This is a genomic window from Duncaniella muris, from assembly GCF_003024805.1.
Lineage (GTDB): Bacteria > Bacteroidota > Bacteroidia > Bacteroidales > Muribaculaceae > Duncaniella > Duncaniella muris.
In genome coordinates, this window is the sequence record NZ_PUEC01000011.1 from 16,054 (window position 1) to 30,714 (window position 14,661).

The following is a 14,661-nucleotide window of genomic DNA, read 5'->3' on the forward strand; positions in this document are numbered from 1 at the left end:
ATTGGTTTTAATTTCAGTCTCCGGGCTTTTTATTTCGGGAAAACCTTGTGCCAGAGGCCGAGTATGTCGAGCGATGAGCTTTTGGCATTGTAGAGTATGTCGACAATGCGGCGGTGCTCGTCGGTGGCGTTGATCTTTGTGGCTTTATGGAGCATTGTGTTGAGCAGGTGGATGCCCTTGTCCTTCATGGCGCTTATGCGGAGCATGGATTCACCGAGGGCTATTGACAGGCGCAGATGGCGCAGGGTGAACTGAGGTTCGATCTTGGTCAGATATTTCAGCGCGCGGGTATAGTACTGCACGGCTTCGCGGTGGCGTCCCATCTGTACGAGGGTGTCGCCCTCGGCTGTTATCGAGTCGATCAGGCGGCTTGTGGCTTCCTCCACTTCCACTCCGGCACTGACCATTTGCAGATAGGTAGAGGTTACGGCCTGGTAGTGGGCCAGGAGTTCGGCCTGGCTGACGCGGTTGCGGTAGGTGGCTGTAGCGGCGTTGAGGGCCATTACGTGAGGCGAGGCATAGCGGGCCGGATCGTTCTTGGCCAGGCGCTCGAAGATTTTGAGCGATTTGGCCAGTTCGCGCTCGGCCTGCTTGTACTCCTTGCGTTCGGTGTGGAGATAGGCTATGTCATAGAGCAGCGCGCCGAGTATGGCCAGAAATGGCTCGTCTTTGCGCTTCGGTTCCTGGGCCAGAAGCGAGAGGGCCGATGCGGCGGTGGTCATGGCGGCCTCGCTGTCGGCTTTCTCGATATAGAGAGCGGTGAGAATCTGCATCAGGGCGGCGTGGATGTTGAGCAGATTGCGTTCTTCCTCACCGTTGCGGCTGATCAGCTCGTCAATTTCGCAGACTCCGTGGATGGCACGGTCGATCTCCCCTTTTTCAACCATCTCCATAGCAGTGGAGCGCAGAAAGTCATAGGCTGTGTTGAAGTCAGCGTCACCGATCGCATGGCTGACTTCCGACATGGAGCGGTTGCGTCTCAGCAAGTTTCTGAGAGAGGCTATATCGGTGGTAGTCTGTGCGAATACCGGCTCTAAGGATATGGCTTTCATCTGTCGGCTCTTTGGTGGGTGTGGGGATGTTTGATGATGTTTTGAGTGGTTTCGGTCAGCGTGAGCATGGATGGTTGATCTCTGAAGCGAGTTCGCTGTGGGCTGTCTCGTTGGCGAGGTTCATTATCTCGTCAGGATCGCGCATGCCTTCGGTGAGCGCTCTGACGGCGCCTGCGAGAGCTCCTGCGGTCCACTGCAGTTCTGTGTTGTCAGTCGGGTGGCAGAGCAGGCTCCATGAGCGGTCGCCGTCAAAGAAGCGGAGTTTCTTTGCCACGGGGTCCATGTGGAGGAAACGCGGGCAGTAGAAAAGTATGTGGTCCTTGAAGATTGCTTCGGTTTCTTTGCCTTCGAAGATAGCTCGGATGTCGGCATCGCGGGCCACTATGAGGTCGGCCAGTTCAAGGCAGTCGAACACCGACGGCATCACCCGTGTGATTCTCGGCACCTGATGGGCTTCGAAATATGGCAGATATATAAGGAAGGCTTTGCGGGCCTTGGCATGGCGCAGGAGTTCGAGCAGCCGGGCATGGTTGCGGTCTTCGAGGGCCATGTATGATCCGTAGACGACTACGTCGCCTTCATCTATTCTCGGCCAGACGGCATTGACCGGCTCTGCGGGGAAGCGGCTGTGGTCCACTTTCCGGCTGTCGGCACCATCGGAGAATATTCTGACCGGGCTTACACCTTCGGTGAAGCGGTCAACGGATGTCACGTCGACACGGGCTTCTTCAAGCGTTCTGACTATATGGTCGCCGACAGTTCCGGCAGCCGCCTCTCCGACCCAGAGAGTCGGGAGTTCCATGCGTCCGTCAAGCATCGCCGCGTTCACGGCCCAGTCGCCCACTCCTGTCTGAGCTGAGCCGTCGGGGCTCAGAGCCACGATGAGCGACAGCTCTCCGATATAGATTGCCTTTTTCATAAACTGATGATTCTGTTGTCAAAGAGGAGCGGACAAGCCTTTGGCGTGGTCCGTCAGAAGAGTAACGTCTGTAAACCGTGTAAGTTCACTCGGCAGACTCTTCAACCTCACGGCAAAATTAAGCAAAAATCATGACTTTTCGCACCACCATTCCCAAGAAATAATTATCTCCTTTATCAATAGACTTAAGGACAGAAGACGGTTAATTAAATATTTTATTTGTTTAGGTTATAAATGTTGTGATTATAAATATTTTGCGGCTGTTTATTTTGAAATTAAAACAAAATGACTTAGTTTTGTAGGAACTTAATATTTTAGCACTCTATGTTTACTCTGGATTCTCCTTATAGCTTATGGTAATAAATAAAGTAAGACATGAAAAGCATTAGATTTTTGATATTTATCTTGATTGGGATATCTGTTTCCGGATGTGTGATGTTGTTTCCTCACAAAGAGTTTAAAAAGGCGGATCAGAGAGCATTATTCACTACGCACTATGCTGCTGATCCGGACGGGACTCTTAACACCGGCCTTTATTTATTATATGATGAATCCTGTTCAAAATTTTTGAAAGGTGGAGGTTTTATACTCTTTGAGGATGGATGTATTGAATCGGCTTTTTTGAGTTTGGATTTTTTATGTCTTAAAGATGCGACTTCGGAAAATATGGAGAAATTGATTGATGCACATTTTCTGACATTCGGCAGTGAGGGTATTTACTTTGTGAAAGGAGAAAAGCTGCTTACAGACATTTACTACAATCCGATGTATAAAATATGGGAACTGAGCAAAGAAGAATATATCATTATTGATGAGAATACAGTGGAGACTTTGCCGACTGAAAATGAAATTAACCGTATTTGTAAAGTCCGTAAGCTCTATCGGCGCATAGCGATGTTCTCGTCTTTGTCTTTTCCATCGAAACAAAGCATCAAGAATAAAAAGTGGATGTGGGAATCAGGATCGGAGTGGAAGATATATAAAAAATCAGAAGAAATTAGAAATAAATAGGGATGGCTATGAAACGTTATAAGTTAATCGTCAATATATTACTGTTGTTTATCTGTTCGGCCTGTGTGATAGTTAAAGGGCCTGAGATCAAATTTGACAGGAGCCGACAGGGAGCCTTATTCAGTTCAGGATTTAAGCCAAATGAGACAGGACTCTTGAAAACATCCGGCTATTATCTCCTTTTTGATGTAGATTGTGCAAATTATCTGGAGGGAGACGGTTTCAGACTTTGGGATGACGGAGCTGTTTCGAATATTTATTTCTGGTTGAGAGGCGTATCTGAAGAGTTGCTGTCCGGTGAGTTTATGGATGCGGTCATTGAAACTGGAGGTGTTTTATTTAAGGACGGAAACTATGGTTATTCAATGGGCGGAATCTACAAAGTAGAGGGTGATACATTAATAATTGACCGTTATTTTAAAGATGATAATTCGTGGTGGCATGACTATTGGACAATGGAAAAAAAGAAGTATAAAATAATTGATGACGGACTCTTTCTAATGGAAATCAGTCCTGACAGTTGTTGCCTCCAAGATGAGATAAGAGAAAAATTTTGCGGGGATCGGTTTTTTCGTTTTGTTCCTGCATCCATATTTATGAATGAGCGTTTTCTTGGGGTGAAAGATGCCAAATGGATGTGGGAAGATGAGGCTGAATGGAAAACATATAGACGGGAGTGGAAAAAGTGGCGCAAAAAATTTCTCATGGGTGCTTATGATGAATGGGTACATTGATAGAGCCCTAATGATGCGGGAACAGGTATAAAATCAAGAGAGACAGATGCTTTGTGGGGCGCTTCTGTCTCTCTTTGGTCTATCTGTCTTATATATATATGTGGCGGTGGGATTATATGCCGGTGATGTCTGAGATGTTGAATGAGCCTGACATGGTGCGGACTTCTGTCTTTCCGCTGTGGATGGCTCTGAGCGGTTTTTGTATGCCTACCTGGAAAGAAAATTGCTGAAATTGGAGAATTTGTGTAAATTTGCAACATCTATGGCCCGCTGCGGGCCACCGGTTCCACGCTTCAGAAGAATTACAGATTTATGAAAATAGCCCTTATAGGTTACGGGAAGATGGGTCACGCCATCGAGCGCATCGCCCGTGAACGCGGCCATGAGATTGTCGCAATAATTGATGTTGATAATAATGCAGATATTGACGGCGAGGCCTTTGCTTCGGCTGAAGCCGCCATCGAGTTCACAACCCCTTCGACCGCGCCTGACAATGTGATGCGCGCCGCAGCAGCCGGAGTGCCTGTGGTATGCGGATCGACCGGCTGGGGCGCCCGCCGCGATGAGGTTGAGAAGCGCGTCAGCGAAGTCGGTGGCGCTCTTCTGGCTTCGAGCAATTTCAGCATCGGGGTCAATGTGTTTAACATCATCAACCGCAAACTGGCCCGTCTGATGAGCCATCTGCCACAATATAAGCCTCATATGTATGAGACTCACCATGTCCATAAACTCGACCATCCGTCAGGCACGGCCATCACTCTCGCCGAGGGTATCATAGCCGAGAATGACCGTGTCAGCTCCTGGGCCGACGAGGGAATGGTCAGCGTAGACAGCTCGAACGCTTCTCTGACTCCGGCGCAGATCGCCGCCGGTCTTGATCCGAAGCCTGTGATGGCCGAAGGGGCTCTTCCGGTGCTGAGTCTGCGTGAAGGCGAGGTGCCGGGCACGCACATCATCGAGTGGGACTCGCCGGTTGACACTATCGAGATCACTCACCGTGCCAAGAGCCGCGACGGATTTGCCCTTGGTGCCGTGATGGCTGCCGAATGGATTGCGGGAAAAAAGGGTGTTTTCTCGATTGATGAAATGATGCACGACCTCCTTTAATAAGAATTTCTCCTAAAACTGATATATGACAACAAATAACGACAAGACTGCCGGAAGCGGAAGTTTCGCTGAGGATTTCCGGCGCCGCGTGGCCGACAACCGCACTTCTCGCTGGGTGCGCTTTGCCATCGTCTCGCTGATCTTTTTCCTTTGGGTGGCATGGCTCGGCAACTGGTGGGTGGCTCTGTTCTGGTTTCTTCTTTTTGATATCTACATTACCGGATATATACCTCTGACCTGGTGGAAGAAATCGAAAAGCGCTGCCGTGAGGGCTGTGATGAGCTGGGTGGATGCCATTGTCTACGCGCTTATTCTTGTCTACTTTGTATTCACCTTCATAGGGCAGAATTATCAGATACCGTCGTCATCGCTTGAAAAATCGTTGCTTGTAGGCGATTATCTGTGGGTCAACAAGATGGCCTACGGACCAAGGGTGCCGATGACTCCGGTCCACTTCCCGCTGGTGCAGAACACGTTTCCGATCATCAACACCAAGTCTTATCTGGAGACTCCGCAGTGGACCTACCACCGCCTCAAAGGGCTCGGACAGGTGGAGCGGGGTGACATTGTGGTGTTCAACTTCCCTGCCGGTGACACAGTGGCCACTAAAGTCACCAATCCCGACTATTATTCGCTGGTGCGGGCTTACGGACGTGAGAACATTCTCCGTAATCCACAGACTTTCGGCGAGGTTGTCTATCGTCCGGTTGACCGCCGTGAGAATTATGTGAAGCGCGCTTTAGGCCTGCCCGGTGAGTGGCTTAAGATTGTAGACGGCGTGATTCATATCAACGGAGAGCCTGTCGAGCAGCCTGAAAACGTTCAGTTTAACTATTACTTCCAGCTCCGCCAGGGTGCTATGACAGAGGCGAAGTGGGATGAACTCGGCATTGCCGCCGATGACCGTCACTCGGTCAATATTACTCCTGACGATATCTCAGGTCTTCAGATACTTGGATTCACTGTCAACCCTGACGGCACTGTGCCTCCGGTCTACATCTCTCCTCTGACACCCGCTATGGTCAAGACTCTTGAATCAGATCCGGCTGTGACCAAGGTGATGAAGGTGCCTTCATTTTCCCCCGAACCTCTTTTCCCTGAGGCTGTGAGCCAGGGCTGGACTCCGGCCGACTATGGCGAAATCTGGATTCCGCGCAAGGGTGCCACTCTCAAGATGGGGCCGCGCGCCTGGGACATCTACGGACGTGTGATCCGTGTCTATGAAGGTAATTCTGACGCCGAGTTCCGTGACGGCAAGCTCTATATAGGCGGTGAGCCGCAAGACAGCTATACGTTCAAGATGGACTATTATTTCATGATGGGCGATAACCGCGACAATTCGCTCGACTCGCGTTTCTGGGGCCTTGTGCCTGAAGATCACATAGTAGGCCGGCCGGAGCGAGTGCTGATCTCCTTTGACAAAGACCGCTCGCTCTTCAACGGCGGCATCCGTTGGGACCGCATTTTCATGAACGCCAACCCTGACAAACCGAAATATGAGTGAGGCCGGAAGAGCTGTCACCGTGCTGTTGCTTCCGCCGATGCTGTGTGCTCCGGCGGAGGTCTATGCCCGCATCGCGGCGTTGGGCGGGGAGGCGCGTTTTGACTGGAGCCGCCGATTCGACAAGCGGTTCAAGGACAGTCACCGTTTTGCCATAGCCGATACCCGCGGACGTCTGGAACTGACGGTTCCGATAGCCAAGCCTCAGTCTTCGCATTGCCGCTGGGATGAGATCCGCATTTCGGATCATGGCCAGTGGTGGGACGTGCACCGTGTGGCGCTCGAAAGCGCCTATGGACGCACTCCGTATTTTGAATTCTACATTGACCGTCTGCTCCCTATGCTTACTGACGGAGTCTGCGTGCGCTATCCCCTGCTCAGGGATCTTGCCGGTGCCTGGGATTCATGGATAAGAAAAACTCTTGAACTTCCTGCCGCCACAGATGCGGAATCTGCTCCGCTGACAGTCTGTGAGGCCGGTCCCGCCGACCGTGAGATCGTGCTGCCGCAGTACTGGCAGATCCGTGCCGACAAGCTGGGTTTTATCTCCGGACTTTCGGTGCTCGATCTGATTTTCAATCTTGGTCCTGAAGCCGTCATCTATCTTGACAGGCTCTGAACATCTCTCTTACCTGATTTCTGATGCCACAATCACCTGCAATATCCATAATTATACCTGTATATAATGCAGAAGCCTCTCTGCGGCGCTGCATTGACAGTCTGCTCGCCCAGAGCTTCGGCGATTTCGAGCTGATAGCCGTGGATGACGGCAGTTCTGACCGATCGGCCGGGATTGTCAGTGCCTATGCTGCCGATGACAATAGGGTCAGGCTGCTTACTCCGGGACATGGCGGAGTTTCCGCTGCCCGCAACTGCGGGATAGATACCGCCCGCGGCACGTGGCTTACCTTTGTGGATTCCGATGATTATGTGGCACCTGACTATCTGGAGAGACTGATCAGCGGGTGTGAAGACACTGACTTTGCCATTTCGGCCTATTCCGTGGTAAATCCGGGTGAAAGTCCGAGGGTTGTCAATGTGCTGGCCGGAGAACTTCTGACCGACCGGAATGGCAATTGCGCCCTACCGGCTCTTATGGCGGCTTTCAGAGCCGATGCCTTAGGCTTTGTGTGGGGCAAACTTTTTCGCCGTGAAAGTCTCGACTCGGACTGTCTGCGTTTTGAAAGTGACATCACTTTCGGCGAGGATGGGATTTTTTGCTTTTCCTATCTCCGTCATGTCAGAAATTGTCATGTCAGCCTGAATCCCGGTTATTTCTATGTCCGCAGCGCCGACAATTCCTCATTGGCCATGTCGGCCCCGGCTTCAGTCCGTCTTGCAGGTCTTGAGCGTTTCTGGGAAATAATTATGTCGAAAGGATTTGAGAACCTGTCAGTGAGAAAAAAGATGGAGGTCTACTGTCTTGACGGCCTGCTGGCGGCGATCACGGCTGACCGGCTGTCGGCGCAGCCGTCACTTTCGGCTGATGACAGATATGGCTGCTATGATAAGATACGGCAGCGGCTTCTGCCTTCGTCCTATAGGCCGTATGTCCCTTTTTTCTTTGATTTTTGCGGTCGTTTCCACTGGTGGCGGCTCTACGAGCGTCTGTATAAACTGATTTACCTTTAGATGTTGTTTTTAAACAACATCTAAACCTGCATCTCTATGACGGCCTCTCCTCTGATATCAGTAATTGTCCCGGTCTATAACTGTGCGGCGACGCTCGGACGCTGTGTGGACAGCCTGCTGAGGCAGGACTATGAGAATTTCGAACTGCTGCTGGTTGATGACGGTTCCACGGACGGTTCCGTCTCCACATTGCGCCGCTTTTTCGACCGGCGAATCAGACTTCTTGCCAAGGAGAACGGCGGCCCGGCATCGGCCCGCAATTTCGGCCTTGACCATTGCTCGCCGGAGTCGGAACTGGTGTGCTTTGTGGATTCCGACGATTATGTGGACCGCGATTATCTCGGCAGTCTGCTTGCGGTCGGCGGAGATCTTGCAGTGACAGCGCTTGTTCATCACTATCCTGACGGCCGGATGGAGACTCAGCGGCTGTGTGACACGGAGTTCACTTCATTCAGTGACAACCGAGAGTTTCTTCAGGCTCTTGCCGGCGGCGCATTCAATCCCCCGGTCGGTAAACTATATTCCATGAAGCTTATCAGAGAGGCGCGCTTGCGTTTCCCGGAGATCAGGCTGCTGGAGGATGTCAGCTTCAATTTTCGTTATCTTGAAGGATGCCGGTCGGTGAGGATGGCAGACAAGGCTACCTATCATTATGTCCATCGTCAGGGTTCGGAGACATCACGGGCCGATATGGAGGCTGTGGACAATTACGAGAGTTTTCACCGGTATCTGCGCTCCCGCTTCGATGCGGCTCTTGGACGCGATGTGGACCGCTTTGTCTATCCGCAGTATATGGCGCTGATACTGCGTTTTCTGCGCAGTTCTGACACGGGCAAGGCGCGTGGCACTCTACGGCGCGAGATGGTGTGCAGGAGCTTCGCGGCCCACCGCAGTTCTTCGGCAGGAGAATGGCTTGTCAAAACCCTCATCCGCCTGCGTCTCTTCTCCCTTGCCATGCGGCTTATCTGAATATCCGGTTCAGGATGGCAAGAAATATAACTTTTTTGTAAATTTGCAGTGAGCAGTGGCTTTTCTCTTTATTCCGGAGCCTGATTTTCTGCACAGTCTACCACCACCAAGCTGATGAAACTTATCCGTTTAGTTCTTATCGTCATTCTGTTTTCGTTCACGGCGGTCTCCTGCGGTCCGTCGGAAGAATCCATGACGCTCAGCGAGGAGCAGGCTACTATGGATTGTGATCAGTTGCGTCAGGAACTTGTAAGGACTCGTATGAAACACTCGCAGATCATACGTCGGCTTACGATAGCCCTTGAAGTCATTTACTTTTCCGGAGCAGTAGTGTGGGGTATAATTCTATATCGAAGAAAATTGCGCCGTGACGAGTATTATTTTCAGATCGGTCAGAATATCAAAGAGATAACCGAGCTGCGTCAGAGAGACAACGAGGCTACCAATTCATTGCTGCGCGAACTGCTGACAAAGGAATATCGCCTGATGGACGGAAAATGTCGTGAGTATTACGAAAAATCCTCCCGGCAGACCAGGAAAAATATTTCAGATGAAGCTGTCGAGCTTGTAGAGCGTCTTTCGTCAGCCGGGCAGTTGGCTGAACTTGAGGAGACCGTCAACCGCTATCAGTCTGATATAATGGCGCGTTTCCGCCACGATCTTCCTGATCTTAAAGCCGATGATTACAAGCTCTTTCTCTATTCGATTCTTGGATTTTCGAGCACTGCGATCTCCGTTTTTCTGAAAACAGAAAAGATAGAGTCTGTCTACAATCGCAAGCGCCGTCTCAAAGCCAAGATCAGGCAGTTGCCTGAAACCACAGCCGGAAAATATCTCAGTTATCTATAGAATCTGTAAAAATCCACAAGTATTGTTATGGCTCTTGACCAAGAATGGACTGGACCGGATATCGTAATTTTGCTCCGTTTAGATGCTTGGCGTCTGATTAGAATAATAATGAGATATTTAGCCGGATGTTACTCTTTGTAATTTTCATTGGCTGAATCTAATTGAATAATATAACTATCTGTTGCTATGAGTGATTTCATTTGGATGAACGCGGCTCTAAGTTTGGTTCCCGCTCAAATTCTTACATCTTACATAGAGCCTAAGATCAAATTGAAATATAAAAAACGGATGCACCGTTATGCTGCCATTTTTTGTGTGGAGGCCATTAGTTTTGCAATTATATTCATTCTCCTATTGTGGATATTTGATTGGGATACAAAATGAAATACATCAAAAAAATGCACGCTGCGCTTATTTTAGGATAGCTGATTTGTTAAGTTTCAGAGGCTGACGCGATGTAAATGTTAGATAAAACAGAATGATAAATTTATTTAACATTAATAAGCCTTTAAATCAGTGGTTTACCGACGAGAAAAGACAAGAGGAATATCGAAAAAACTAATGATCGGTATGGAGTGATTCGCTAATTTTGTAGCGAAGAATTTCTAAATTTATAACTATGGTTTGTACTCTATGTGTGATAGTTGCAGTGTGTGTCGGAGTGATGCTTTTGGTCTGCGGGCCTATTGCAAGGTCTGAACTTAGAAAAGCGAAGCTGACTATTGAAAAGCAAGGCGAAACTATCAACGTGAATAAGTTGCTGCTGATGACTTTCTTGTTCTGTGCAGTAGTGGAAGCGGCTATCATTCTGGTGGTTGCATATCTCGTAGGAGTTGACAGAATTTTAGATAATAAATACTTTACGATTGTTGTTGTCGGCCTTCTCGTCACTCCAATCGGAATGTGCTTTGACCACAAAATGAAACGCCTGATCCAAAAGGAGACGTTAAGAACAGCGATCAGTTATGCCGGCGGTGTTGTCCTGCTGGTGTTGACGTACTGCTTCATGACTTCAATCGGATTTGCCGGTCTCTGAACCGCCCCTCTCCGGCATATATGATTCCCCCTCAAAACATCGCCCCGCCTCGGTATTCCGAGGCGGGGCGATGTTTCAATGTGGTTACAGCTGTGAAAATTCGGTTACAATCAGGCATGATCGGGGTGTGGATGCTGTGGTTTCGGAGGGAATTTCGTAATTTTGTCGAGATGCAGCTTTTCAAAAGCGACATTCATTCATTATAGAATACCTTTACTGAAGTGCAAATATTATAGACTGACAATCATATACTCGAATGAACGGACGATATTCAACCGAAGTAGCGAGGGCTATCCAGAAGATCTGGCTCAGCCATAGCCCGCGGCAGATGCGCGAGGGTTTCGAGATGCTCCGCAAGGCATCCGAGGCCGGAGATGCTGACGCTATGTGCTACTTTGCACGCTGCCATTTGGGCGAGAGCTATGTGTGGAGCGGAGCGGGTTTCCCGGTTGACGAGGATCTGGCTTCTGATCTGCTGAAAAAGGCTGTCAGGCTCGGCAGCGCCTCTGCGGTGCTGTGTGCGCTGCGCAATGGCAAACTTTCTCAGGATGTGGCCGGGGAGATGCCTTTCGGTTCGCTCTTTGAGGCCTATGAGGAGATACTTTCACAGGCCGAGGCCGGCGATGCGTTCTGTCTCTATATGATAGGCAATGTGATGTTCTGGGGCGATTATATGCTTATCTGCCCCGAAGAGGCCGAAAAATTTGCCTCGGCGGAGGAGTATAAGCGCTATGCCTATCCGATAGCGGCCGATTACTATCAGCAGTCGTTCGAAGCCGGTCTGGGGTCGGGGTTCGGAAATTACCGTACCATCTATGAGTCTGGGCTTGCCGGAATGGAGACAGAAGTCTTCGAGGAGCACATGGAGATGCTTGCCGAGACGGGCGATGCGCTGGTGTGTAACGACTACGGCAAGTGGCTTGAAGACGAGTATGACGATGCTCCGCATGCTTTCGAATATTACCGCAAGGCGGTGGAACTCGGCGATCAGAAGTCGGCCTACAATGTGGGCACTTGCTACGGACGCGGATATGGTGTGGACGAGGATACTGACAAGGCTTTCGAATATTATCTCATAGCCGCCCGCGACGGCCATCCGATGGCCCAGTTCCAGATAGGTAATTTTTACTTCGAGGGGCGCGGGAGCCTGCCGTGTGATTATTCGCAGGCCTACCGCTGGCTGTCAATGGCGCATGAAAACGCCGACTGTGACGAGCGGACTTCATGGCAGGCTGCGGCAGAGCTCGGCATACTGCTTCAGGATGGTCTCGGAACCTCGCAGGACGATTGTCAGGCCTATCGCTATCTGGCTGAGGCCGAGAGATATCTTGCTGATGTCTGGGAGCCGCTTGACGCTATGGTGCTCAACGCGCTGGGCGTGGCTTATGGCTTCGGGCGCGGCACGGATGAGAATATAAAGCTTGCGATAGATTATTTCGACCGGGCTATAGACTTCGGTCTGGAGAAGGCAAAGGCCAACAAAGCCCGTTTCCGCCGCAGTCTGTTCGGGCTTGGAAAATGGGCGCGGCGGTAGGAGGCCGGTAAAAGATCAGACGTCAGAGGAACGCGCACAGATATATGAGTATAGTACAATAAAAAAGATCAAGTATATCAGAAAAAGTATGAGAGTAATAGATCATCTTCAGGCCAATCCGGGCCGTACGGCTTTCTCGTTTGAGATATTGCCTCCGCTGAAGGGCAACAGTATCGAGAAGGTCTACAATATCATAGACAAACTCCGCGATTTCGATCCGAAGTATATCAATATAACATCGCACCACAGTGAGATGATTTTCAAGGAGATGCCTGACGGAAGTTTCCGCCCCCAGAAGATGCGCAAGCGCCCTGGATCGGTGGCTATCGCATCGGCTATACAGAACAAGTATGGCATCACTGCCGTGCCGCATATCATCTGCAAGGGTTTCACCCGCGATGAGACAGAATATGCGCTTATCGACCTTAATTTCCTCGGTGTTCACGATCTTCTGCTGCTCCGCGGCGACATAAAGGGCCCTGAGAAGTCTGATGATCCGACAAAAATCAACCGTCACGCCACAGACCTGCAGGCTCAGGTCAATGATTTCAACCGTGGAATCTACGCCGACGGGGAGACTTTCGAGCCGAATGCCACTCCGTTCAGCTATGGCATGGCCTGCTATCCGGAGAAGCATGAGGAGGCCCCTAACATGGACTCGGATCTCTACTATGCCAAGCAGAAGGTGGATGGCGGTGCGGACTATCTGGTGACACAGATGTTTTTTGACAACAGCAAGTATTTTGACTTCGTGGAGCGCTGCCGCAAGGCCGGTATCACGGTGCCCATCGTGCCCGGAATCAAGCCTGTGGTTTTCGCCAACCAGCTCAATGTGTTGCCACGTGTGTTCCGCTCGGATATCCCTGAGGCCTTTGCCTCAGAGCTACGCAAGTGCAAGGATGATGCCGAAGTCAGAGAAGTAGGCATAGAGTGGTGTATCGGCCAGTGTCGCGATCTTATAGCCCACGGTGTGCCCAGTATCCATTTCTACACTCTGATGGCTTCCGAATCGGTTCGCCGCATAGCCAAAGAGATTTATTGACAGATCCTATTTCCCGGCTCTTCTTTCAGGGGGTGGCGGGACATAAAAAAGCGCGGATGCTCTCTATTTTTGGAAAGCATCCGCGCTTTTTCAAGTCGGTATGTGTGTGTTTCTCTTAGATGTCTTCTTCGATTGAGAAGTCGTCGGGCAGATCTTCGTCGTCAAAGAGGCCGTCGGCTATTGAGTTGATGTCATCGGCGCTGGGCTCGTCTTCATCATCCGAGGCTTTTGAGGCTGCTTTCTTTTCGGCAGGCTTCGGGCTCTTTTTGCCGGAAGTGGCTCCGCCCTTTTCTTTGAGGGCTTCCATGATGAGGTTTTCAAGTTCATCGGCGAGTTCGGGATTGTCGCGGATCACTCGCTTGGCTGCATCGCGTCCCTGGGCTATCTTGGTGTCATTGTAAGAGAACCAGGAGCCGCTTTTCTTGATGATGCCGAGCTCTACGCCGAGGTCGATGATCTCGCCGCTGCGCGAGATGCCTTCGCCGAACATGATGTCGAATTCAGCGCGCTTGAAAGGAGGCGCAACCTTGTTTTTTACAACCTTGACCTTGGTGAGTTTGCCGAGCACATCGTCACCGTCTTTGATAGCTGTGCTCGGACGGATGTCGATTCGGACAGAGGCGTAAAATTTGAGGGCGTTGCCGCCGGTGGTTGTCTCTGACGGACCGAACATCACGCCGATCTTCTCGCGCAGCTGGTTGATGAAGATGCAGGTGGTGTTGGTGCGGGAGATTGTGCCGGTCAGCTTTCTCATGGCCTGTGACATGAGGCGGGCCTGTACGCCCACGTTCTTGTCGCCCATGTCGCCGTCGATTTCGCTTTTGGGGGTCAGCGCGGCCACAGAGTCGATCACGAGGATGTCAATTGCCGAAGAGCGGATCAGCTGCTCGGCTATTTCGAGGGCCTGCTCGCCGTTGTCGGGCTGAGCCATGAAGAGGTTGTTGACGTCCACTCCGAGTTTTTCGGCGTAGAAACGGTCAAAGGCGTGTTCGGCATCGATTATCGCGGCTATGCCTCCTGCTTTCTGTGCTTCAGCTATGGCGTGGATGGCAAGGGTTGTCTTACCGGATGATTCCGGGCCGAAGATCTCGATGATTCGTCCGCGGGGGTAGCCTCCTACGCCGAGAGCGTAGTTCAAGCCGATGGAGCCGGAGGGAATCACTTCCACGTCTTCAATATTTTCATCGCCGAGTTTCATAATGGCCCCGCGACCGTAGTTTTTCTCTATATTTCCAAGTGCCTGGTTGAGGGCGTTGAGCTTTGCTTTCATCGGGT

Annotated in this window: 13 protein-coding genes and 1 pseudogene; 11 read left to right on the forward strand and 3 right to left on the reverse strand. The window is 50.7% G+C overall.

Features of this window, described 5'->3' with window-relative positions:
• Window positions 1–29: 29 nt before the first annotated feature.
• A complete protein-coding gene (locus C5O23_RS05950) occupies window positions 30–1,052 on the reverse strand; it encodes a hypothetical protein (RefSeq protein WP_107032038.1) in 1,023 nt (340 codons plus the stop codon).
• A gap of 55 nt (window positions 1,053–1,107) precedes the next feature.
• Window positions 1,108–1,971 carry a hypothetical protein gene (locus C5O23_RS05955; RefSeq protein WP_107032039.1) on the reverse strand — a complete coding sequence of 288 codons (864 nt, stop codon included), beginning with the start codon at window positions 1,969–1,971 and terminating at the stop codon, window positions 1,108–1,110.
• A 375-nt stretch (window positions 1,972–2,346) separates the two neighbouring features.
• Between C5O23_RS05955 and C5O23_RS05960 the strand changes: the two genes are divergently transcribed.
• The 11 genes from C5O23_RS05960 (at window position 2,347) to metF (ending at window position 13,386) form a co-directional block, all read left to right on the forward strand.
• Window positions 2,347–2,982 (forward strand): hypothetical protein, encoded by a 636-nt coding sequence (locus C5O23_RS05960; RefSeq protein ID WP_133166510.1) that lies wholly within the window; start codon window positions 2,347–2,349, stop codon window positions 2,980–2,982.
• Between the two features lie 8 nt (window positions 2,983–2,990).
• Window positions 2,991–3,716 carry a hypothetical protein gene (locus tag C5O23_RS05965; RefSeq protein ID WP_124075734.1) on the forward strand — a complete coding sequence of 242 codons (726 nt, stop codon included), beginning with the start codon at window positions 2,991–2,993 and terminating at the stop codon, window positions 3,714–3,716.
• 312 nt (window positions 3,717–4,028) lie between these two features.
• On the forward strand, window positions 4,029–4,823 hold the full coding sequence (locus tag C5O23_RS05970; protein ID WP_107032042.1) for a 4-hydroxy-tetrahydrodipicolinate reductase: 795 nt from the start codon (window positions 4,029–4,031) through the stop codon (window positions 4,821–4,823).
• 25 nt (window positions 4,824–4,848) lie between these two features.
• A complete protein-coding gene (gene lepB, locus C5O23_RS05975; RefSeq protein ID WP_107032043.1) occupies window positions 4,849–6,327 on the forward strand; it encodes a signal peptidase I in 1,479 nt (492 codons plus the stop codon).
• On the forward strand, window positions 6,320–6,943 hold the full coding sequence (locus tag C5O23_RS05980) for a WbqC family protein (protein ID WP_107032044.1): 624 nt from the start codon (window positions 6,320–6,322) through the stop codon (window positions 6,941–6,943). The genes lepB and C5O23_RS05980 overlap by 8 nt, the downstream gene beginning before the upstream one ends.
• A 23-nt stretch (window positions 6,944–6,966) precedes the next feature.
• On the forward strand, window positions 6,967–7,956 hold the full coding sequence (locus tag C5O23_RS05985; protein ID WP_107032045.1) for a glycosyltransferase family 2 protein: 990 nt from the start codon (window positions 6,967–6,969) through the stop codon (window positions 7,954–7,956).
• A gap of 36 nt (window positions 7,957–7,992) precedes the next feature.
• Complete coding sequence (locus tag C5O23_RS05990) at window positions 7,993–8,925, forward strand: glycosyltransferase family 2 protein (RefSeq protein WP_107032046.1); 933 nt, start codon at window positions 7,993–7,995, stop codon at window positions 8,923–8,925.
• 114 nt (window positions 8,926–9,039) lie between these two features.
• The gene (locus tag C5O23_RS05995; protein WP_133166511.1) at window positions 9,040–9,774 is read left to right on the forward strand and encodes a hypothetical protein; all 735 of its coding nucleotides are present in this window, start codon (window positions 9,040–9,042) and stop codon (window positions 9,772–9,774) included.
• Window positions 9,775–10,393: 619 nt separating this feature from the next.
• Window positions 10,394–10,810 carry a hypothetical protein gene (locus C5O23_RS06005; protein ID WP_133166512.1) on the forward strand — a complete coding sequence of 139 codons (417 nt, stop codon included), beginning with the start codon at window positions 10,394–10,396 and terminating at the stop codon, window positions 10,808–10,810.
• A gap of 256 nt (window positions 10,811–11,066) precedes the next feature.
• Window positions 11,067–12,344 (forward strand): tetratricopeptide repeat protein, encoded by a 1,278-nt coding sequence (locus tag C5O23_RS06010; protein ID WP_107032050.1) that lies wholly within the window; start codon window positions 11,067–11,069, stop codon window positions 12,342–12,344.
• Window positions 12,345–12,432: 88 nt separating this feature from the next.
• On the forward strand, window positions 12,433–13,386 hold the full coding sequence (gene metF, locus C5O23_RS06015) for a methylenetetrahydrofolate reductase [NAD(P)H] (protein WP_107032051.1): 954 nt from the start codon (window positions 12,433–12,435) through the stop codon (window positions 13,384–13,386).
• A gap of 286 nt (window positions 13,387–13,672) precedes the next feature.
• On the opposite strand, the pseudogene recA reads toward metF, so the two are convergent.
• Window positions 13,673–14,656 (reverse strand): annotated as a pseudogene (gene recA, locus C5O23_RS06020) (recombinase RecA); the annotation flags it as partial.
• Window positions 14,657–14,661 lie beyond the last annotated feature (5 nt).

Excerpts from the sequence above, each read along its gene's own strand:
- C5O23_RS05955 (WP_107032039.1), bottom strand. The coding sequence starts at position 1,971 with ATGAAAAAGGCAATCTATATCGGAGAGCTGTCGCTCATCGTGGCTCTG.
- C5O23_RS05985 (WP_107032045.1), top strand. The coding sequence starts at position 6,967 with ATGCCACAATCACCTGCAATATCCATAATTATACCTGTATATAATGCA.
- C5O23_RS05990 (WP_107032046.1), top strand. The coding sequence starts at position 7,993 with ATGACGGCCTCTCCTCTGATATCAGTAATTGTCCCGGTCTATAACTGT.
- C5O23_RS05965 (WP_124075734.1), top strand. The coding sequence starts at position 2,991 with ATGAAACGTTATAAGTTAATCGTCAATATATTACTGTTGTTTATCTGT.
- C5O23_RS06010 (WP_107032050.1), top strand. The coding sequence starts at position 11,067 with ATGAACGGACGATATTCAACCGAAGTAGCGAGGGCTATCCAGAAGATC.
- metF (WP_107032051.1), top strand. The coding sequence starts at position 12,433 with ATGAGAGTAATAGATCATCTTCAGGCCAATCCGGGCCGTACGGCTTTC.
- C5O23_RS05950 (WP_107032038.1), bottom strand. The coding sequence starts at position 1,052 with ATGAAAGCCATATCCTTAGAGCCGGTATTCGCACAGACTACCACCGAT.
- C5O23_RS06005 (WP_133166512.1), top strand. The coding sequence starts at position 10,394 with ATGGTTTGTACTCTATGTGTGATAGTTGCAGTGTGTGTCGGAGTGATG.
- C5O23_RS05960 (WP_133166510.1), top strand. The coding sequence starts at position 2,347 with ATGAAAAGCATTAGATTTTTGATATTTATCTTGATTGGGATATCTGTT.
- C5O23_RS05970 (WP_107032042.1), top strand. The coding sequence starts at position 4,029 with ATGAAAATAGCCCTTATAGGTTACGGGAAGATGGGTCACGCCATCGAG.
- C5O23_RS05980 (WP_107032044.1), top strand. The coding sequence starts at position 6,320 with ATGAGTGAGGCCGGAAGAGCTGTCACCGTGCTGTTGCTTCCGCCGATG.
- lepB (WP_107032043.1), top strand. The coding sequence starts at position 4,849 with ATGACAACAAATAACGACAAGACTGCCGGAAGCGGAAGTTTCGCTGAG.
- C5O23_RS05995 (WP_133166511.1), top strand. The coding sequence starts at position 9,040 with ATGAAACTTATCCGTTTAGTTCTTATCGTCATTCTGTTTTCGTTCACG.